We start from the raw sequence: 19465 nt of genomic DNA, 5'->3' as shown, positions 1-19465 counted from the left end.
TTAGCGCCGTTCGACGGCGTCGACGACGGCTGCCAGGGCGGCACCCACCTTGCCGGCGTCCGTTCCGCCGCCCTGGGCGACGTCGTCCTTGCCGCCGCCGCCACCGCCAAGGATCCCGGCAGCGAGGCGCACCAGGGCACCTGCTTTCACGCCGGCGTCGCGCGCTGCTTCATTGGTGGCCACCAGGATGACGGGGCGGTCGTTGGCCACGCCCGCCACGGCCACGGTGGCCGCTGCGGAGCCCAGGCGGTTCCGCAGGTCCAGGGCCAGGCCGCGCAGGTCGTCCGCGCCGCTGACCGTGCCAGCATCGTGGGCGATCACGCTGACACCGGCGGCGTCCCGGGCGCTGCCGACCAGCTGGGCTGCGGCTGCCGCCAGCTGCTCCTTGCGCAGGCGCTCCAGTTCCTTCTCGGTCGCCTTGAGCTTGGCGAGGGTGGCGGCGATCCGGTCAGCCAGCTGCCCGGAGGGCACCTTCAGCATTTCGGTGAGTTCCGTCACCAGCGCCCGCTCTGCGGCGAGGTGCCGGAACGCGTCCATGCCCACGAAAGCCTCCACGCGGCGGTTTCCCGAACCCACGGACTGTTCGCCGAGCAGGGAGAGGCTGCCAATCAGCGAGGTGTTGGCAACGTGGGTGCCGCCGCAGAGTTCGCGGGACCAGGCGCCGTCGATCTCCACCACGCGGACTTCACTGCCGTAGTTCTCGCCGAAGAGCGCCATGGCACCCATGGCCTTGGCTTCTGCCAGCGCCATCACCTTGGTTTCCACCGCATAGTTGTTGCGGATGGCGAGGTTGGAAACTTCCTCGACTTCGGACCGGGTGGCGGGGCTCAGGCCTTCGCCCCAGGCGAAGTCGAAGCGCAGGTAGCCGGCCTTGTTGAAGGATCCGCGCTGGGTGGCTTCGGGCCCCAGGATCTGGTGCAGGGCGGCGTGCACGATGTGCGTTGCCGTGTGCGCCTGCTCTGCTGCATGGCGGCGTTCACGGTCGACGGCGGCGCGCACCAGCGCGTCAGCCGGAATCTCGCCCTCGCGGACGATCGCCTTGTGCACGCTCAGTCCCTTGACGGGGCGCTGGACATCGAGGACCTCGACGACGAAACCGTCACCGGTGATCAGGCCGGTATCGGCGGCCTGGCCGCCGGCTTCGGCGTAGAAGGGCGTCTCGCTGAGCACGAGCTCGATCTCGTCGCCGGTGGCTGCGTGGGCCACCCGCTGCCCGCCATGGATGATGCCGCGGACCCGGGACTCGCCGTCGAGCTCGGTGTAGCCGGTGAACACCGTTTCGCCTTCGCCCAGCAGTTCCTGGAACGCGGAGATGTCCGCGTGCCCGCCCTTCTTGGCCTTGGCGTCCGCCTGGGCGCGCTTGCGCTGTTCCTGCATGAGGCTGCGGAATTCGGCCTCGTCAACCTTCAGCCCGGCTTCCTCGGCCATTTCCAGCGTCAGGTCGATCGGGAAGCCATAGGTGTCGTGCAGGGTGAAGGCGTCCTCGCCGGACAGCGGCTTGCCGGCGGCCTTGGAAGCCACCACGGCTTCCTCAAGCCGAGCGGTGCCGGAGGCGATGGTGCGCAGGAAGGCCTTCTCTTCGGCGTAAGCGATCCGGCTGATCCGGTCGAAGTCGGTCTCCACCACCGGGTAGACGCCCTTCATCGCGTCGCGGGACGCGGGCAGGAGGTCAGGCAGGCAGGCCTGCTCAACGCCGAGGAGCCGCATGGCACGCACGGCGCGGCGGATGAGACGGCGCAGGACATAGCCGCGTCCCTCGTTGGACGGGACCACGCCGTCGGCGATCAGCATGAGGGCTGACCGGATGTGGTCGGCCACCACGCGCATGCGGACGTCGTCCGTGTGGTGCGGATCGTCGTCGGACTCGGCGGAGGTGTATTCCTTGCCGGACAGCCCGGCAGCCTTGTCGATGACGGGACGGACCTGGTCGGTCTCGTACATGTTCTCGACGCCCTGCAGGATCATCGACAGGCGTTCCATGCCCAGGCCGGTGTCAATGTTCTTCTTCGGCAGGTCGGCAACGATGTCGAAATCCACCTTCGAGCGGACGTTATCGATCTGGTACTGCATGAACACGAGGTTCCAGATCTCGACGTAGCGGTTGTCGTCCGCTTCGGGACCGCCCTCCACCCCGTAGGCGGGGCCGCGGTCGTAGTAGATCTCCGAGCAGGGGCCTGCGGGGCCCGGCTGGCCGGTGTGCCAGTAGTTGTCCGACTTGCCCATCTTCTGGATGCGCTCGGCGGGGACACCCGTGTTCTTCAGCCACAGGTCCTTCGCTTCGTCGTCCTCCTCGTAGACCGTGACCCAGAGACGCTCGGCCTCGAGGCCGTATCCGCCGTCGGCAACGCTGCTGGTGAGCAGTTCCCAGGCGTACTTGATGGCGTCTTCCTTGAAGTAGTCGCCGAAGGAGAAGTTGCCGCACATCTGGAAGAACGTGCCGTGCCGGGCGGTCTTGCCCACTTCCTCGATATCGCCGGTGCGGATGCACTTCTGCACGCTGGTGGCGCGGGAATAGGGGGCTTCTTCCCGGGCAGTGAGGTAGGGAATGAACGGCACCATGCCGGCAACCGTGAACAGCAGCGAGGGGTCGCTGGAGACCAGCGACGCGGAGGGAACCGCCGTGTGGCCCTTGCTGACAAAAAAGTCCACCCAGCGCTTTGTGATCTCCTGCGACTTCATGAGCTGTTTACTTACCCTTCTTGGTCCGCGCACCCGCGCGGATAGTTCGTTCAGTTGGCAGGAGTCCGGGGACGGATCCTGCCGGTGTTGTTCCGGCCGGCAAAGGCTGGGGGCCTGCCGGTCAGTGGCGGGCGGCTTCCGCCTCGACGCCCAGGGCGGCGCGAAGGTCCGTTTCCCGTTCGCGCATGCCGTCCCGGACGGCGTCGGCGAATTCGTACACGCCGTCAGCGAGCCGGCCCACCGCCCGGTTGAGGCCTTCCGGCCCCAGGCTGGACTGCGCCTCGCTTACTTTGCGGAAGGCGATGATTCCGATCGCCACGCCGATTCCCATCCAGACAAGTCGTTTCATTTTGGTTCTTTCGGGACTTAGCGGCTGCGGCGGCCGGCTGCGGGCTTCTTGCGGTTGGCCAGCGCGGTGCGCACGCCGTAGCTGAACGCCGCCACCTTGATGAGCGGTGACCCTACCGTGGCGGCAACCAGGGAGGACAGCGCGGAGAGGTTCGCGGACGCGTCGGAGACGTTGGAGGAAATCCCGTCAACCTTCTTGAGCTGCTGGTTGGTGGTGGAAACCGTGGCGGTGACCTCGTCCATCAGGGGCGTGGCGCCGTCGCTGATGGACCTGATGGCCGTCCGCACCTCGTCAAACACCTTCCCCAGCTTCAGGATGGGCACGGCGAGCAGCAGCACCAGGAGCGCAAATACCCCGGCAGCGATCAGGCCGGCGATATCGCCACCAGACATAGACGTTCATCTCCTCGAATTCTGTGGTTTGGTCCATCCTGCGCGCGCCCAGGAAGCGCGTTCTTGCAGATGTCCCCCAAGTACCTTACATACAAAGAAGCCCGCGGCGCTTGCCACGGGCTTCTTTGGATACGCTGCTGGGATTAGCGTGCGTAGAATTCGACGACGAGCTGCTCTTCGCAGGTCACCGGGATTTCGGAGCGCTTGGGGCGGCGGACCAGGCGGGCCTGCAGTGCCTCGAGCTTGACGTCCAGGTAAGCGGGGACGGCAGGCAGGACGTCGCGGTGGGCGCCGGCTGCTGCAACCTGGAGCGGAACCATGGTTTCGCTGCGGCTGTGGACGTGGACCAGCTGGCCCTCGCCGACGCGGAACGACGGACGGTCCACGCGGATGCCGTCAACCATGATGTGGCGGTGCACAACCAGCTGGCGGGCCTGGGCGATGGTGCGGGCGAAGCCGGCACGCAGGACCAGGGCGTCAAGGCGCATTTCGAGCAGTTCGATGAGGTTCTCACCGGTCAGGCCCTTGGTGCGGCGGGCTTCTTCGAAGGCACGGGTCATCTGTGCTTCGCGGATGCCGTACTGGGCGCGCAGGCGCTGCTTTTCGCGCAGACGTACGGCGTAGTCGGAGTCCTGCTTCTTGCGGGCACGGCCATGCTCACCGGGGCCGTACGGGCGGCGCTCCATGTACTTGGCGGCCTTGGGGGTCAGAGCGATGCCGAGGGACCGCGAGAGGCGGGCCTGACGGCGAGCACGAGTGTTGTTAGCCACTTGTGTCCTTCCAATATCTGCGGTGTGTCAGTGTTACTGGCCTCCACGATGGAGAGCATCGGCCAACCGCTGCCTTTTGCTACTGGGCACAGGGCATAACCAGCTCGAAGGAAATTCAAGGGGATTGTGCGTCCGTGCCTTGCCAGACAAACATCCATCCTACCATGGGGCTACTTCCCCCGGACAATCCTCCGCAGGCGCTCCAGCCGCACCGCGATGTCCCGCTCGGCGCCGTTGCCCGTAGGCCGGTAGTAGTCCTTCCCCACCAGGTCGTCCGGCGGGTACTGCTGGGTTGCTACCGCATGCGGGGCATCATGGGCGTATTTGTAGCCCAGGCCGTGGCCCAGCTGCTTGGAACCGGGGTAGTGCGAGTCGCGCAGGTGCGCCGGGATGCCGTTGCCCATGCCGGCACGGACGTCGGCGATGGCCTGGTTGATGCCCATGTAGGCGGCGTTGGACTTCGGCGCCGTGGCCAGGTGCACCACCGCCTCCGCCAGGATGATCCTGCCTTCGGGCATGCCGATGAGCTGGACCGCCTGCGCCGCGGCGACGGCTGTCTGCAGCGCGGTGGGATCGGCCATGCCCACGTCCTCGGCAGCGGAGATCACGATCCGGCGGGCCACGAAGCGCGGGTCCTCCCCCGCCTCGAGCATCCGGGCCAGGTAGTGCAGCGCGGCGTCGACGTCGGACCCCCTGATGGATTTGATGAAGGCGCTGGCGACGTCGTAGTGCTGGTCCCCGGCACGGTCGTAGCGGACGGCTGCCACGTCCAGGGCCCGCTCGGTGTGCTTGAGTTCCACCCTCACCGGGCCGGCATCGGCACCTGCGGCGTCATCGGCGTCCCCGAAAGCCACGCCTGCAGCCGCTTCCAGGGCGGTCAGTGCGCGCCGGGCGTCGCCGCCGGAAAGCCGGACCAGGTGGGCCAGCGACTCGTCATCGAGTTCGGCCTTGCCGTCGAGGCCGCGCGCATCCTGCACCGCCCGGACCAGGAGCCCTTCGATGTCCGCGTCAGTGAGCGGTTTGAGGGTCAGCAGCAGGGAGCGTGACAGCAGCGGGGACACTACCGAGAACGACGGGTTTTCCGTGGTGGCGGCCACCAGGACCACCCAGCGGTTTTCGACGCCGGGAAGCAGCGCGTCCTGCTGGGCCTTGTTGAAGCGGTGGATCTCGTCCAGGAACAGGACAGTGGTGGTCTTGTAGAGGTCGCGGGCGGTGAGGGCCTCGTCCATCACCCGGCGGACGTCCTTGACTCCGGCGGTGATGGCTGACAGCTCAACGAACTTCCGGCCCGGACCGCGGGCGATGACGTGCGCCAGGGTGGTTTTTCCCGTGCCCGGCGGCCCCCAAAGTATTAATGAACTGGGTCCGGCGGGGCCGGACGTGTCCGCTCCGGCTCCGGCAGCGAGCTGGCGGAGGGGTGAGCCCTGGCCCAGGAGGTGCTGCTGGCCAACCACCTCATCGAGGGTGCGCGGACGCATCCGGACCGCGAGCGGACCGCGCGGGGAGGCACTGCCCGCTCCCCCGGCACTCCGGCGGGCGGCTGGCGCACCGTCGTCGCCGTCGTCGTCATTGCCCGGCCCGTGCCCGAAGAGATCTTCCACATAGATAGGCTACTTGGACTCGTCCGGCTTTCCCGCCGCCAGCCAGCTTCCGAAGGATGCCGCCATGACCCAACCGAAATCCCCCGGCGTCCGGCCACAGTCTGTCCGGACGGCATTCGTGCCGGGCAGCCGCCTTGCCGGCTGGGCCGAGCGGTTTGCTGCCTCGCACGGCGGGTACGGCCTCTCGGATGACGACGACGGGCTGCGGCTGGTCGCCGGCGACGGCGCCTCCGCGCTGCTGCAGGCACCCTGGCCGGCGGACGGGCGGCCCGGCCGGGGCACCGACGCCCTCGAACGGCTGGCCAGCCTCGCGGCCCAGCCGCGGCGGCTTGGCCTGCTCCTGGTCAGGCGCGGCGGCTACGGCATCGGCGTCGCCGCGGAAGGGGAACTGCTGGCCGCCAAGGCGGGAACGCGGTACGTCCAGGGCAAGACGGCCGCCGGGGGCCAGTCCCAGCAGAGGTTTGCCCGGCGCCGGGCCAACCAGGCGGATGCGCTGGTGGAAGCGGTGGCGCATCAGGCGGCGGAGGTGTTCAGCCGGGAAGCCTTCGAGTACGTGGTCCCCGGCGGTGACCGGGCCCTGGCTGACCTGGTCCTCGGGCATCCGGCTTTGAAGGACTATGCGCGCCTGCCCCGGCTGCCCTACCTCGACGTCCCCGAACCGCGGCTGGCTGTACTGAAGAAAGCTGCCGCGGACGCCTGCTCTGTCCGGGTGCAGGTAGCCGACACCCCGTCCTCCTAGCGGATCCCTGCTCAGCAGCCCGTCGGTGCGCGCCGCGGCCGTTCCTGCCGGTACAGGTAGCGGCCGGCCTCCCGGAAACCGGCCCGGGCGTAAAGCTCCTGGGCGGACCGGTTTGCGGCGGTCACCAGCAGCCAGTAGCCATCCAGCCCCTGTGCGGAACCGGCGTTGAGCAGCGCGCGCAGGACGCTGGTGCCATAGCCGCGCCGGCGTGCGTCCGGCAGCGTGGCCATGCAGTAGATGCCGCCCCGCTGCGCTGTGTCCCCGCCCCGCTGCGCTGCGTCCCCGCCGGGAATGGCGAGGCGTCCGACGGCGGCCGGCCGGCCGGCGTCGTCCCTCACCAGCGCGTACAGGGAAGGGCAGCCCTTGAGGATGTCCCTGGCGGTCGCGAGGGCATCCGCGCCGCCCCGTCCGTCCACCGCCCACCACACCTTCAGCCAGTCGGCCGACGGCTCGTTGCGGATCTCCACCGAAGCATCCGCCGTGGCGGCATCGGGCAGGGGACCGCGGGTCATGACCAGCGTCTCGGACTGCCGGGTGAACCCTTCGGAGTCGAGGAGCTCGTTGAGCGTGGCCGTCCGGGCGCCGGCGGGCACCTGGAAGATCACCGGCAGCCGCCGTGAGCGGTACCAGGCGCGCGCGTCCCGCAACAGCACCGGCGGCGCTTCAGTACCGCCAGGATTCCGCGGCCAGATTGAGTTTGCCCGCTGGGTGACCCCGCCGGCGGCACGGAACACCCAGCCGCCGGCCTGGTGCCGTTCCGGGGCAGGCCAGGCGGCGTCCATTGCTGCCTCAACGTCCCAGGCAGCATCACCTACTGCCGGCGCTGGTTTTATGCCGGTCCCGCCAGTGGCCACCGGACCTCCTTCATCAACGGCAGGAGGCTCCCCGGCACGGCCGGGAAGCCTCCTGTCATGCAGCTTGTTCCTGCTTACTTCGCGATTGCTTCGGCCTTCTTGGCCTCAACCGGCTTAACCGCCTCGGGCTTGAAGTCCACGCCGGCTTCCTTGCGCTGCTGCGGCGTGATCGGGGCCGGTGCGTCGGTCAGCGGATCGTGGCCGCCGCCGGACTTCGGGAACGCGATGACGTCGCGGATCGAATCCACGCCCGCCAGGAGGGAGACAACGCGGTCCCAGCCGAAGGCAATGCCGCCGTGCGGAGGGGCGCCGTACTTGAAGCCCTCGAGCAGGAAGCCGAACTTGGTCTGCGCGTCCTCCTTGTCCAGGCCCATCAGTTCGAAGACGCGTTCCTGCACGTCACGCTGGTGGATACGGATGGAACCGCCGCCGATCTCGTTGCCGTTGCACACGATGTCGTACGCGTAGGACAGCGCGGACTCCGGGTCTTTGTCGAAGGTGTCAAGGAACTCGGGCTTGGGCGAGGTGAAGGCGTGGTGCACGGCGGTCCACTGTCCGGCGCCGACTGCCACGTCGCCGGAAGCAACCGCGGCGGCTGCCGGTTCGAACATGGGGGCGTCGACAACCCAGCAGAAGGCCCAGTCGGTGGGGTTGATCAGGCCGGTGCGGTGGCCGATCTCCACCCGTGCCGCGCCGAGGAGCGCGCGGGACGGGGTCTTCTCGCCGGCGGCGAAGAAGATGCAGTCGCCCGGCTTGGCGCCGACGGCGTCGGCCAGGCCGGCGCGCTCGGTGTCCGTCAGGTTCTTGGCCACCGGACCTGCCAGTTCGCCGTCCTCCTTGTACAGGACGTAGGCCAGGCCCTTGGCGCCGCGCTGCTTGGCCCATTCCTGCCAGGCGTCCAGGGCGCGGCGGGCCTGCGAGGCGCCGCCCGGCATGACGACGGCGCCGACGTACGGTGCCTTGAACACGCCGAAGTTGGTGTCCTTGAAGAACTCGGTGAGCTCGGTCAGTTCCTGGCCGAACCGCAGGTCCGGCTTGTCCGAGCCGTACCGGGCCATGGCGTCCGCGTAGGTGATCCGCTGGATGGGCGTGGGGATTTCGACGTCGATGAGGCGCCATACGGCCTGGACGATGTTTTCGCCGAGGGTGATGATGTCGTCCTGGTCAACGAAGCTCGCCTCGATGTCCAGCTGGGTGAACTCCGGCTGGCGGTCGGCGCGGAAGTCCTCGTCCCGGTAGCAGCGGGCAATCTGGTAGTACTTCTCGAAGCCGCCCACCTGCAGCAGCTGCTTGAACAGCTGCGGGGACTGCGGCAGCGCATACCAGGAACCGGGCGCCAGGCGGGCCGGAACCAGGAAGTCGCGGGCGCCTTCCGGCGTCGAACGCGTCAGGGTAGGGGTCTCAATCTCCACGAAGCCGTCCCGGTGGAGCAGTTCGCGGGCCACCCGGTTGGCTTCGGAGCGCAGCCGCAGGTTGCGGCTGGGGCCGGGGCGGCGGAGGTCCAGGTAGCGGTGCTTGAGGCGCGCTTCCTCGCCCACTTCCACGTGCTCGTCGATCTGGAACGGCAGGGGGTCCGAGGTGTTCAGGATGACCACCTTGTCCGCCATGACCTCAATGTCGCCGGTGGCCAGGGCCGGGTTTTCGTTGCCCTCGGGGCGCTTGGAAACAGTGCCGGTGACCTGCAGGACGTACTCATTGCGCAGCCCGTGGAAGACCTCTTCCTCGCGGACTACCACCTGGGCCACGCCGGAGGCGTCGCGCAGGTCCACGAATGCCACGCCACCGTGATCACGGCGGCGGCCCACCCAGCCGGCCAGGGTTACGGTTTGTCCAATGTGCTCGGAACGAAGGGATCCGAGGTCATGTGTGCGCAGCACAGCACGCCTTTCTAGAGAGATCAGGGGGAAAACTGTGGGAGATATAAAAGGACCGTTGCAGGAACAGTCCTGTCCGAGTTTACCCGGTGGACAGGCGCCGCCGCCCCATGGCGGCCCCTGCTGCGGGCAATCCGGCTAAACGGCAGCGGGCTCCGCGCTGGCCACCTGCACCGAAAGGTCCTCCGACGGCGGCATCCAGGTTTCGGGGGCTGCCACAACCTGCTCGCCGGTGCGGATGTCCTTCACCTGGTGGGTGCCGTCGTCGTCCGTGAACCAAACAAAGGGGATGCCGCGCCGGTCGGCGAACTTGATCTGCTTGCCGAACTTCTCGGCCTTGGCCGCCACCTCCGTGGGAATGCCGCGGCTGCGCAGCTGGGCCGCAACATCCTGTGCGGCACCCCAGCTGTCGTCGGAGGTGAGGGCTACAAGGACGGCGGTGGGAACCGAGCGTGAAGCCCTGGCCAGGTCCTGGCTGAGGATGCGCGACACCAGCCGGGTCACGCCGATGGACAGGCCGACGCCGGGGAACTTCCGGTTGCCCTTGGAGGCGAGGGCGTCGTACCGGCCGCCGGAGCAAATGGAACCCAGCTGCTCGTGGCCCACCAGGACGGTCTCCACCACGGTGCCGGTGTAGTAGTCCAGGCCGCGGGCGATGCTCAGGTCTGCCAGCACTTTGCCCGGGGCGCGCTGGACTGCGGCGTCGATGACCTGCTGCAGCTCATCCAGCCCTTCATCCAGCAGCTCATTGGATACGCCGAGGGCACGCACCTGGGCCACGAAGGAGGTGTCCTCCGTCCTGATTGCGGCCAGCTGCAGTGCCTTCCGTGCCTGTTCATCGGTGGCGCCCAGCTCGGACTTGAGCAGCTCGGCCACCTTCTCAGGCCCGATTTTCTCGAGCTTGTCGATGCTGCGGAGGACACCGGCGGTGTCGTCCAGGCCGATGCCGCGGTAGAAGCCTTCAGCCAGCTTCCGGTTGTTGATCCGCAGCCGGAAGTCGGGGATGGGGAGCGCGCTCAATGCTTCAGCGATCACCAGGGCGATCTCGACGTCGTAGCGGAATGGCAGTTCGCCGTCGCCCACCACGTCGATATCAGCCTGCGTGAATTCACGGGCACGTCCCTCCTGCGGACGCTCGCCGCGCCATACCTTTTGGATCTGGTAGCGCCGGAACGGGAAGGCCAGGTAGCCGGCGTTTTCCACCACGTAGCGGGCGAACGGAACAGTGAGGTCGAAGTGCAGGGCCAGGGCGTGCGGATCCGCTTTGCCACCCTTGACGGGGTTGTCGCTGTCGTCCTCCTGGAGGCGGCTGAGGCCGTACACTTCCTTGTCAATCTCGCCCTTGCGCAGCAGCTGCCCCACGGTTTCCACGGCACGGGTCTCAATCGAGGCGAAGCCGTGGAGCTCGAAAACCCGCCGCAGCGTGTCCAGGACATGAAGTTCCACCAGCCGCTCCTCGGGAAGCCACTCGGGGAATCCGGACAGGGAGGCGGTGCGTGCCATGGAAGTTCTCCTCTTAATGCGCCGGATGCTGGCCGCAGGCCACGCGATGCGGGCGCTGTTCGGCGGCAGTCCAGCCAGTCATGCATAAACTATGTGCGGCAGTCAGTTTATGCGTCATCGGTGTGCATCTCTAATGCGCGCGGGCGGCAGGGCCCGGCCGCCAAAAAACCTGCGCTTTCGGCCCTGTTGCCCGGAGCGCAGCAGCCCGACTAAAAGGAGGACCCTTGGCGGCCAGTTCACGCAGCGCCCGCGAAGCCAAACGGCGCATCCAGCAGATGGAAGCCAAGCGCGAGCTGAGGCGGGACCAGGAGAAGCGGCGCAAGCGCGACAACCTCGTGGCCGCCGGTGCCGGAGCCGCCGCCGTGGTCCTCGCCGTCGTACTCCAACTCACGGCCTTTGCCGGCAACCCCACGGAGGATGAATTTGCTGCCGCCGAGGCCGGCCTCACCAGCCCGTCAGCCTCCGCCACTCCATCCGCCCAGGCCACCAACGGCCCCAACATTCCGGCCGCAGATACCGCCGCCGGAAAGACGTTCACCGGCGAGCTGGTGCTTAACGGAAGCCCCCTGGGCGTGGAGCTTGACGGCACCAACGCACCCCAGGCGGCGGCCGTCTTCAAGTCCCTCAGCGATGAGGGCTACTACAGCGGAAAAACCTGCCACCGCCTGACCACCGGAGACGCTTTCGGCGTCATGCAGTGCGGCTCCCCCACCGGCGACGGCAAGGGCGATCCCAACTACACTTGGGGTCCCCTGGAAAACACCCCCGCGGACAATACCTACCCGGCGGGGACCATCGCGGTGGCCCGGACAGGCAACAACGCCTACGGTAACGGGACCCAGTTCTTCATTGTCTACAAGGACACCACCATCCCCGCGGACAGCGCCGGCGGCTACACGGTGGTGGGCAAAGTGACGTCCGGACTGGACGTGGTGTCCAACATTGCCGCCGCCGGGATTACGCCGGTCACCAGCGACACGGACGGCGCACCTGTGCAACCAGTCACGATAGACTCGTTTTCTCTGAAGTAGGAGCCCGGCCCGCGGCCGCGGTGCAGTACGGAAGTATTCCCTCCAAGCGAAAGACTTTTAGCGGTGACAGACAGTCAGAAATCCGACGAAACAGCAGCAGAACTGACCGGGACGGCGGAGGCCGCCACGGACGGCGCAGCCATCACGCCTGCAACGGAAGCAGCCGCAGCAATGAACGGCCAGGAATCCGGCCGGGAGCCTGCAGTGGCTGAGGACCACGCAGCCGGCGCCGCTCCCGCCGCGGAAGCACCCTCCGCTCCGGCGGCCGCAGCTGCACCCGCCCCCGGACCCCGCCCGTCTGCACCGTCCCCCGCGGCTTTCGCCTCCCGCCCCAAGCCGGCGGCAGCCGCCCCCGCCGCTGCGGCGGTCCCGGCTCCGCCCGCCACGTCCCTGGCTGAAGCTTCGAAGTGGGGCCGGGTGGAAGGCGACGGCCATGTCTTCCTCACCATCGACGGCGCCGAGCACCCCGTGGGCCAGTACCCGGGCGTCAGCGATGACGAGGCGCTGGCTTATTTCGCGCGGAAGTACGACGACGTCGTGGCCCAGATTGTCCTGCTTGAACAGCGCGTCAGCTCGAAGGCCCCCAGCACCGACATGCAGAAGACCGTGACGCACCTGCGGGAGCAGCTCGCCGAGCGGAACATGGTGGGCGACCTCCGTGCGGCCGAGGCGCGCCTGGACACCCTCTCCACCCAGATCGCCGAGCTCGAAAAGGCGGAGAAGGCCGAGCACGAGGCCGTCCGAGCGTCCGAACTTGCGGCCCGTGAGGCCATAGTGGCCGAAGCGGAACAGATTTCCGGCCAGGACCCGGCCCAGACGCAGTGGAAGACGTCCAGTGCACGGATGAACGAACTGTTCGAGAGCTGGAAGGCGGCACAGAAGAGCGGTGTCCGCCTGGGCCGCAGCAATGAGGACGCCCTGTGGAAGAGGTTCCGCGCAGCCCGCACCGTCTTCGACCGCCACCGCCGGGCCTACTTCTCCCAGCTGGACAGCAACAACTCCGCAGCCAAGGCCGCGAAGGAAAAGCTGATTGCCGAAGCCGAGGCGCTGTCAACGTCCACCGACTGGGGCTTCGCCGCCGGTGAATACCGCCGCCTCATGGACCAGTGGAAGGCCTCCCCGCGGGCAAGCCGCAAGGACGATGACGCCCTGTGGGCGCGGTTCCGCGCTGCCCAGGATGTCTTCTTCACCAACCGGCAGGCCGCCAACGACGAGATCGACCAGGAGTACGCCTCCAACCTCACCGTCAAGGAAGCCCTCCTGGAGGAAGCCAACGGCATCCTTCCGGTGAAGGACCTCGGTGCCGCCAAGAAGGCCCTGCAGTCCATCCGCGACCGCTGGGAGGAAGCGGGCAAGGTTCCGCGCGCGGACATGGGCCGGATCGAAGCCGGGCTCCGCAAGGTGGAGGACGCTGTCCGCCAGGCCGAGGAAGAGCAGTGGCAGCGGTCCAACCCCGAGCGGAAGGCACGCACCAACAGCGCGCTGTCCCAGCTTGAGTCTGCCATCGCCGGCCTGCAGGAGGACCTGGCCGCAGCCGAAAAGAGCGGCGACGAGCGCAAGATCAAGGCGGCCCGCGAAGCCCTCGAGGCACGCCAAGCCTGGCTCGACCAGATCCAGCGTTCGGCCAGCGAGCTTTCCTGACCCCGCGCTACCCGTAACGGGCAGGCCCGGTTCCGGTTATCCACATAACCGGAACCGGGCCTGCGGCTGTTAACGCCAAGGGGCAGGATGGATGAATGGCGACACCACCGGCTTTCCCTGCTGCCCCAGGCCTTGACCACCCCTTGGGGAGCCAGGCGCCCCGCTTTCCTGAACTGTATGCGCCGGGGATGCCCTTCGCCGGCCCGGAACTGCAGTCCCTCGCCGCGGACGGCCTGCTGGCCCGGCTCCACCACAACGGCTATACGCTGCCGGAAGTACCGGGCTCGCCCCAGCTGCGGGCACGGGCCGCTGCGGGCGGTGTCCCCCAGGCAGTCAGGCAGCGCGTCGTGGCAGGCCGGATGACGGCGGCATGGATCTACGGGTGTGCGGCGGAGCCGGACCGGCTTGCATTGCTGGTGGATGCCAAGCGGCGTGTCTCAAGCCTGCGCAACACGCGCGGCTGCACGCTGCATGAAGTCAAGCTGGGTCCCTTCGACGTCGTCAGCCTGGGCGGGCTCATGGTCTCAAGCCCGCTCCGGACGGCGTTGGACGTGGCACTGCACGTGGACGCGGAACGCGCCATTCCTGCACTTGCGGCGCTGCTGGCGCGTCCCCAGCAGGACGTGCGGCTGCGGCTGCTGGTCCTCGCCATAGAGGCCTCGCCCCGGGTTCCGCACAAGAGGGCGGCGCTGGAGAAGCTCGCCTTCCTAGCTCCTGCGCTTGTTTCCGGTGGTGCGGTAGACGTCGAACACTCCGTCGATCCGGCGGACGGCACTCAGAACATGGCTCAGGTACTTGGGGTCACCCATCTCGAAGGCGAACTTTGAGATGGCCACCCGGTCCGTGGACGTGTGGACGCTGGCTGCCAGGATGTTCACGTGGTTGTCCGACAACACCCGCGTCACGTCGGACAGCAGGGACTTGCGGTCCAAGGCCTCCACCTGGATCTCCACGAGGAACACGCTGGACTGGGTGGGCGCCCAGTCAACGTCCACAATCCTGTCCGGCTGGTCCTTAAGGTCGGAAATGTTGGTGCAGTCCGTGCGGTGTACGGATACCCCGGATCCGCGCGTCACGAAGCCCAGGATGGGGTCTGGCGGAACGGGTGTGCAGCACCGCGCCAGCTTGACCCAGACGTCGCCAACTCCGCGGACCACCACACCCGAGTCCGAGAAACGAGCCTTGGTGACCTGGGTGGGGATGCTGACTTCGGTGATGTCGTCGTCGGCGCTTTCCTTCCCGCCGAGACTTTCGACGAGTTTCTCCATGACCGCCTGCGCGGACGTGTGGCCGTCGCCAACACCGGCGTAGAGCCCGGAGATGTCCACGTACTTGAACTCTTCGGCCACCGCCGCCAATGCCTCGTGGGTCATCAGGCGCTGCAGCGGAAGGTTCTGCTTCCGCATGGCCCGCGTCAGCAGTTCCTTGCCGCGGTCGATCGCTTCTTCGCGGCGTTCCTTGCTGAACCACTGCCGGATCTTGTTCCGGGCCCGGGCGCTTTTAACGAAGTGCTGCCAGTCCTGGCTAGGCCCGGCGCCTTCGGCCTTGGAGGTGAAAATTTCCACCCAGTCGCCGTGGTTGAGCTCGCTGTTGAGCGGCACCAGCTTGCCGTTGACGCGGGCACCGATGGTCCGGTGCCCCACCTCGGTGTGCACCGCGTACGCGAAGTCGACGGGGGTGGAGCCGGCCGGCAGTGCCATGACCTCACCCTTCGGGGTGAACACGAACACTTCGCGGGCGTTGATTTCGAACCGGAGCGAATCCAGGAACTCACCGGGATCCGACGTCTCCTGCTGCCAGTCCACCAGGGACCGCAGCCATCCCATGTCGCCGTCGCGGGGGCTGCCGGGGCCGACGGCGGTGCGGTTGGGCTGGTCCTTGTACTTCCAGTGCGCGGCCACACCGTATTCCGCGCGGCGGTGCATCTCGTGGGTCCTGATCTGGATTTCTACGGGCTTGCCGCCCGGGCCAATCACCGTGGTGTGCAGTGACTGGTACATGTTGAACTTGGGCATCGCGATGTAGTCCTTGAACCTGCCGGGCAGCGGGTTCCAGCGCGAATGCAGGGTGCCAAGAGCTGCGTAGCAGTCCCGGACGGAGTCCACCAGGACCCGGACACCCATGAGGTCGTTGATGTCGTCGAAGTCCTTGTCCCTGACGATCATCTTCTGGTAGATCGAGTAGTAGTGCTTGGGCCGGCCCGTGATGGTGGCCTTGATCCGGGCGGTCCGCAGGTCCTCGGTGATCTGGTCGCGGATAACGCTGAGGCTCTTCTCGCGCTCAGGCGTCCGGTCCCCCACCATCCGCACGATTTCCTCATACACCTTGGGATACAGTGCCGCGAAGGAAAGGTCTTCGAGTTCCCATTTGATGGTGTTCATGCCCAGGCGGTGGGCCAGCGGGGCGAAGATCTCCAGGGTCTCGCGCGCCTTGCGGGCGGAGGACTCGGCGGACACGAAGCGCCAGGTGCGTGCGTTGTGGAGCCGGTCAGCCAGTTTGATCATCAGCACGCGGATGTCCTTGGCCATGGCCACAACCATCTTGCGGACCGTTTCGGACTGCGCAGCCTCGCCGAAGCTCACCTTGTCGAGTTTGGTGACGCCGTCAACCAGCATCGCCACTTCCGGGCCGAAGTCCCGCCTCAGGTCATCGAGGGTGTAGGGCGTGTCCTCCACGGTATCGTGCAGGAGGGCCGCCGCCAGGGTGGTGCCGCTCAGCCCAAGCTCGGCCAGGATGGTCGCCACGGCCACCGGGTGGGTGATGTACGGGTCTCCGCTCTTGCGTTTCTGGCCCCGGTGGCTTCGCTCCGCCACGTCGAACGCACGCTGGATGAGGTCGAAATCCTCTTTGGGATTGTTGGCCCGGACAGTCCTCAGCAGCGGCTCAAGGATGGGCGAATAGGTGGCTGTGCCGCGCCCGGTCAGGCGGGCAAGCCGGGAACGGGTCCGTTCGCGGCGCCCCGGAAACGTGGCACGGGACCCGGAGTTGTCGACGGGCACCAATGAACCAGGGCGCGCTGATGCCGCGAGCCCGGTTTGCACACCGGCAGGATTCTTGTCTCCCTGTGCCGTTGGCGCTGACGCCGAACGTTCTTCCAATGAAGCACTCCTCACCACCGCTTTAATTACTTCAGTCTATTCCCCACGCCCGGCAGTTTTAAAACCGGCCCTTAAATATGCCGGGCCGGACAGCGCGATGGTTCCGCTGTCCGGCCCGGGGCCGTCTTTCAGGCCGTTGACTGGAATGATCCGATCAGGCCTGGGCCGGCTCGGTGGAGGCGGTCCGGCCGGCTGCACCGGCACGGCGGTGCTCCACGCGCTTGGCCTGCCTGACCAGATCCGGCTCGTTCTGCCGGAGCCAGGCATACATGGGTGCAGCCACGAAAATGGTGGCGGCCGTGCCGATGAGGATGCCCACGAACAGGGCCAGCGACAGGTCCCGGAGCGTACCCGCACCCAGCAGTCCGGCGCCGATGAACAGGATGGCGCCTACGGGAAGGATGGCCACCATCATGGTGTTGATGGAACGGACCAGGGTCTGGTTCACGGCGAGGTTGACCTCCTCCGCAAAGGTGCGCCGCGTGGAGGCGTCGATGTCGGCAGTATTCTCCCGGATCTTGTCGAACACCACCACGGTGTCGTACAGCGAGTAGCTGAGGACGGTCAGGAAGCCGATGATGGCTGACGGGGTGACCTCAAAATCGCTGAGCGCGTAGACGCCGGCAGTGATGAACATGGTGACCACCATGCCCGCGATGGCTGAGAGCGACATCTTCCACGTTCGGAAGTACAGCGCCATCAGGACCGCAGCCAGCAGGACGAAGATCACCAGGCCGATCAGCGCCTGCTTGGTGACGTCGGCACCCCAGGTGGGACCCACGAACGTGGACGTCACCTCGTTTTCCGTGACGCCGTAGGCCGCGGTCAGGCCTTCCTTGATGCGGAGGGTCTCATCGTCCGTGAGCTTGTCCGTCTGGATCCTCATGGTGGTCCCGGCGACGTTGGCAACGCGGGGGACACTGCCCGCGACGACATCCGTGACGGCTTTCTCGCCCAGGGCGGCGTCCGTGGTCTGCACGTTGGAAACCGTGAACTCGGAGCCGCCGCGGAACTCGATACCCAGGTTGAACCCGCCCTTGACCGCCGGGATGACGATGGAAAGGGCCATCGCCACGGCAGCGATGAGGAACCAGATTTTCTTGGAACCCACAAAATCGTAGGAACGCTTCCCCGTGTAGAGCTCGTTACCGAAATTGGCGAAGCCTGACATTACTTGTTCTCCTTCGCTGCCGTCTTGGAGGAGCCGGCCAGCTGCTCCTGCTTCTCCGCCAGGCGGCGTTCGGCGATGGTCATCCTGCGTTCGGCTTCGGCAGCGGCGCCGGCGTTCTTGGCGCGGACCACCGCCGGCTTGTCCTCCGGGGTGCGCAGGCGTCCGGCACCGCGGTACAGCGGCACGGCACCCAGCCGCTTGGGATCAAGCCCGGAGAGCGGGTGGCCCTCGCCGAAGAACCTGGTGCGGGCCAGCAGCTGCAGCGTGGGGTGCGTGAACATGAACACCACGATGAGGTCTGCGATGGCGGTGAGGCCCAGGGTGAAGGCGAAGCCGCGGACGTTGCCGACGGCCACGAAGTACAGGACCAGGGCGGCCAGCAGGTTCACGGCCTTCGAGGCCAGGACCGTCCGCTTGGCGCGCTTCCAGCCGTTCTCGACGGCGGACACCAGGCCGCGGCCCTCACGAAGTTCATCACGGATGCGCTCGAAGTAGACGATGAACGAGTCGGCCGTCTGGCCGATCGCCACGATGATGCCCGCGACGCCGGCGAGGGAGAGCCGGTAGTTTTCCGTCCAGCCAAGGATGGCGATGGCAAGGTAGGTGAGGATACCCGCGACCACCAGCGAGGCGATCGTGACGAAACCAAGCGCCCGGTACTGGAAGAGCGAGTAGACCACCACCAGCAGCAGGCCGATCAGGCCTGCGAGGAGGCCCATGCGCAACTGCTCGCCGCCGAGGGTGGCGGAGATCTGCTGCTCGCTCTGGATTTCGAAGCTGATGGGAAGGGCGCCGAAGCGGAGCTGGTCAGACAGCGTCTTGGCCGTCTGCTCCGTGAAGCCGCCGGTGATTTGGGGCCGTCCGTCGGTGATGACGGCCAGCGACCGGGGTGCCGAAATGACCTGGTCGTCCAAGACGATGGCGAACTGGGCTTTGGGATCGGTGCCTGATTCCCCGCCGGCGGCCACATAGAACTGGTTCAGGCGTTCGGTGACCTCTTTGAACTTGGCTGTGCCCTCGTCGTCGAACTGAATGTTCACGGCCCAGTCATTGGTCACGGCGCCCTGGGCGCCCTGCTGCAGCTGGAAGGACGAGGTGACAATGTTGCTGCCCTTGACCTCCACCGGACCGAGGATGTACTTGATGGCCGGCGTGGTGTCCGTGGCAGGCTCGCAGGTTACCAGCGGCTTGGCGGGATCCGAGCGTTCCTGTTCATCCTGGGCGGGGTTGTCACAATCCAGGGACTCGAACTGCCGGTAGATTTCCGGGGTGATCCAGTTGATGTCGCTGCTGTTGGCCGGCTCCGCTGTTGGCTTGGGCAGCTGATCCTCGGGAGCCCGTGACTCCTCGGGGACAGGTGCGCCGGCACCGCTCAGGAGGACCGGACGGAAGTTCATGTCCGCGGAGGCCTGGATGAGGTCGCGGGTCTGGCTGGAGGGGGTTCCCGGAAGGCTGACCACCACATTCCGTCCGGACTGGGTGCTGATTTCCGCTTCGGCCACACCGGAGCCGTCAACCCGCTGGCGGATGATCGCCACGGCCTGGTTGAGCTGTTCCTCGTTGATGTCCGAGCCGCCCTCGACCTTCGGCGCCAGGATCATCTGGGTCCCGCCTTCAAGGTCCAGAGCGAGCTTGGGCGCCCAGCTTGCCTGCCCGCTGAGGGTGCCGCCGGCCAGGACAGCGGTCAGCGCGGCGATGATTACACCGAGCCAGACCAGGACCCTGAGGCCTGGTTTCTTAGGGCCAGTTCGTGCCATTGTCGA

The 19465-nt window shown here is 67.1% G+C and carries 15 protein-coding genes; 4 read left to right on the top strand and 11 right to left on the bottom strand.

Translation table 11 applies throughout. The features are described from left to right. From alaS to AC5RU7_RS16600, 5 genes are all read right to left on the bottom strand, one after another. On the bottom strand, positions 1-2679 hold the full coding sequence (alaS, locus tag AC5RU7_RS16620; RefSeq protein ID WP_494053161.1) for an alanine--tRNA ligase: 2679 nt from the start codon (positions 2677-2679) through the stop codon (positions 1-3). 121 nt (positions 2680-2800) lie between these two features. Next, positions 2801-3028 carry a DUF6167 family protein gene (locus tag AC5RU7_RS16615; protein WP_235046815.1) on the bottom strand — a complete coding sequence of 76 codons (228 nt, stop codon included), beginning with the start codon at positions 3026-3028 and terminating at the stop codon, positions 2801-2803. Positions 3029-3045: 17 nt separating this feature from the next. Next, a complete protein-coding gene (locus AC5RU7_RS16610) occupies positions 3046-3420 on the bottom strand; it encodes a DUF948 domain-containing protein (protein ID WP_079596215.1) in 375 nt (124 codons plus the stop codon). A 143-nt stretch (positions 3421-3563) separates the two neighbouring features. Continuing rightward, a complete protein-coding gene (gene rpsD, locus AC5RU7_RS16605) occupies positions 3564-4190 on the bottom strand; it encodes a 30S ribosomal protein S4 (RefSeq protein ID WP_043454433.1) in 627 nt (208 codons plus the stop codon). 170 nt (positions 4191-4360) lie between these two features. Next, entirely contained in the window at positions 4361-5791 is a 1431-nt protein-coding gene (locus tag AC5RU7_RS16600) for a replication-associated recombination protein A (RefSeq protein WP_494053160.1), read from the bottom strand. A gap of 64 nt (positions 5792-5855) precedes the next feature. Between AC5RU7_RS16600 and AC5RU7_RS16595 the strand changes: the two genes are divergently transcribed. Then, positions 5856-6530 (top strand): acVLRF1 family peptidyl-tRNA hydrolase, encoded by a 675-nt coding sequence (locus AC5RU7_RS16595; protein ID WP_494053159.1) that lies wholly within the window; start codon positions 5856-5858, stop codon positions 6528-6530. 11 nt (positions 6531-6541) lie between these two features. Here the strand turns inward: AC5RU7_RS16595 and AC5RU7_RS16590 are convergent, their stop codons facing one another. The 3 genes from AC5RU7_RS16590 to hisS form a co-directional block, all read right to left on the bottom strand. Next, positions 6542-7312, bottom strand: a complete 771-nt coding sequence (locus AC5RU7_RS16590; protein WP_494053169.1) for a GNAT family N-acetyltransferase — start codon at positions 7310-7312, stop codon at positions 6542-6544. Positions 7313-7458: 146 nt separating this feature from the next. Continuing rightward, entirely contained in the window at positions 7459-9261 is a 1803-nt protein-coding gene (gene aspS / locus AC5RU7_RS16585) for an aspartate--tRNA ligase (protein ID WP_494053158.1), read from the bottom strand. 135 nt (positions 9262-9396) lie between these two features. Beyond that, positions 9397-10761 (bottom strand): histidine--tRNA ligase, encoded by a 1365-nt coding sequence (gene hisS, locus AC5RU7_RS16580; RefSeq protein ID WP_494053157.1) that lies wholly within the window; start codon positions 10759-10761, stop codon positions 9397-9399. A gap of 224 nt (positions 10762-10985) precedes the next feature. Between hisS and AC5RU7_RS16575 the strand changes: the two genes are divergently transcribed. From AC5RU7_RS16575 to AC5RU7_RS16565, 3 genes are all read left to right on the top strand, one after another. Beyond that, positions 10986-11792 carry a peptidylprolyl isomerase gene (locus tag AC5RU7_RS16575; RefSeq protein WP_494053156.1) on the top strand — a complete coding sequence of 269 codons (807 nt, stop codon included), beginning with the start codon at positions 10986-10988 and terminating at the stop codon, positions 11790-11792. 63 nt (positions 11793-11855) lie between these two features. After that, a complete protein-coding gene (locus tag AC5RU7_RS16570; protein WP_494053155.1) occupies positions 11856-13433 on the top strand; it encodes a DUF349 domain-containing protein in 1578 nt (525 codons plus the stop codon). 95 nt (positions 13434-13528) lie between these two features. Then, positions 13529-14260, top strand: coding sequence for a type IV toxin-antitoxin system AbiEi family antitoxin (locus AC5RU7_RS16565; RefSeq protein ID WP_494053154.1), 732 nt, complete (start codon positions 13529-13531; stop codon positions 14258-14260). Here the strand turns inward: AC5RU7_RS16565 and AC5RU7_RS16560 are convergent. From AC5RU7_RS16560 to secD, 3 genes are all read right to left on the bottom strand, one after another. After that, positions 14141-16531, bottom strand: a complete 2391-nt coding sequence (locus tag AC5RU7_RS16560; RefSeq protein WP_494053153.1) for a RelA/SpoT family protein — start codon at positions 16529-16531, stop codon at positions 14141-14143. The genes AC5RU7_RS16565 and AC5RU7_RS16560 overlap by 120 nt on opposite strands. A gap of 154 nt (positions 16532-16685) precedes the next feature. Continuing rightward, positions 16686-17702 (bottom strand): protein translocase subunit SecF, encoded by a 1017-nt coding sequence (secF, locus tag AC5RU7_RS16555; RefSeq protein WP_494009274.1) that lies wholly within the window; start codon positions 17700-17702, stop codon positions 16686-16688. Then, positions 17702-19459, bottom strand: a complete 1758-nt coding sequence (secD, locus tag AC5RU7_RS16550) for a protein translocase subunit SecD (RefSeq protein ID WP_494009275.1) — start codon at positions 19457-19459, stop codon at positions 17702-17704. The genes secF and secD overlap by 1 nt, the downstream gene beginning before the upstream one ends. Between the last annotated feature and the right edge of the window lie 6 nt (positions 19460-19465).

It is taken from the genome of Arthrobacter sp. K410C (assembly GCF_059090105.1).
This window is presented reverse-complemented; position numbering and strand designations above follow the sequence as displayed.

Coding starts and splice junctions, on each gene's coding strand:
- AC5RU7_RS16610 (WP_079596215.1), bottom strand. CDS start 3,420: ATGTCTGGTGGCGATATCGCCGGCCTGATCGCTGCCGGGGTATTTGCG.
- AC5RU7_RS16590 (WP_494053169.1), bottom strand. CDS start 7,312: ATGGACGCCGCCTGGCCTGCCCCGGAACGGCACCAGGCCGGCGGCTGG.
- hisS (WP_494053157.1), bottom strand. CDS start 10,761: ATGGCACGCACCGCCTCCCTGTCCGGATTCCCCGAGTGGCTTCCCGAG.
- secD (WP_494009275.1), bottom strand. CDS start 19,459: ATGGCACGAACTGGCCCTAAGAAACCAGGCCTCAGGGTCCTGGTCTGG.
- alaS (WP_494053161.1), bottom strand. CDS start 2,679: ATGAAGTCGCAGGAGATCACAAAGCGCTGGGTGGACTTTTTTGTCAGC.
- AC5RU7_RS16565 (WP_494053154.1), top strand. CDS start 13,529: ATGGCGACACCACCGGCTTTCCCTGCTGCCCCAGGCCTTGACCACCCC.
- secF (WP_494009274.1), bottom strand. CDS start 17,702: ATGTCAGGCTTCGCCAATTTCGGTAACGAGCTCTACACGGGGAAGCGT.
- AC5RU7_RS16595 (WP_494053159.1), top strand. CDS start 5,856: ATGACCCAACCGAAATCCCCCGGCGTCCGGCCACAGTCTGTCCGGACG.
- AC5RU7_RS16615 (WP_235046815.1), bottom strand. CDS start 3,028: ATGAAACGACTTGTCTGGATGGGAATCGGCGTGGCGATCGGAATCATC.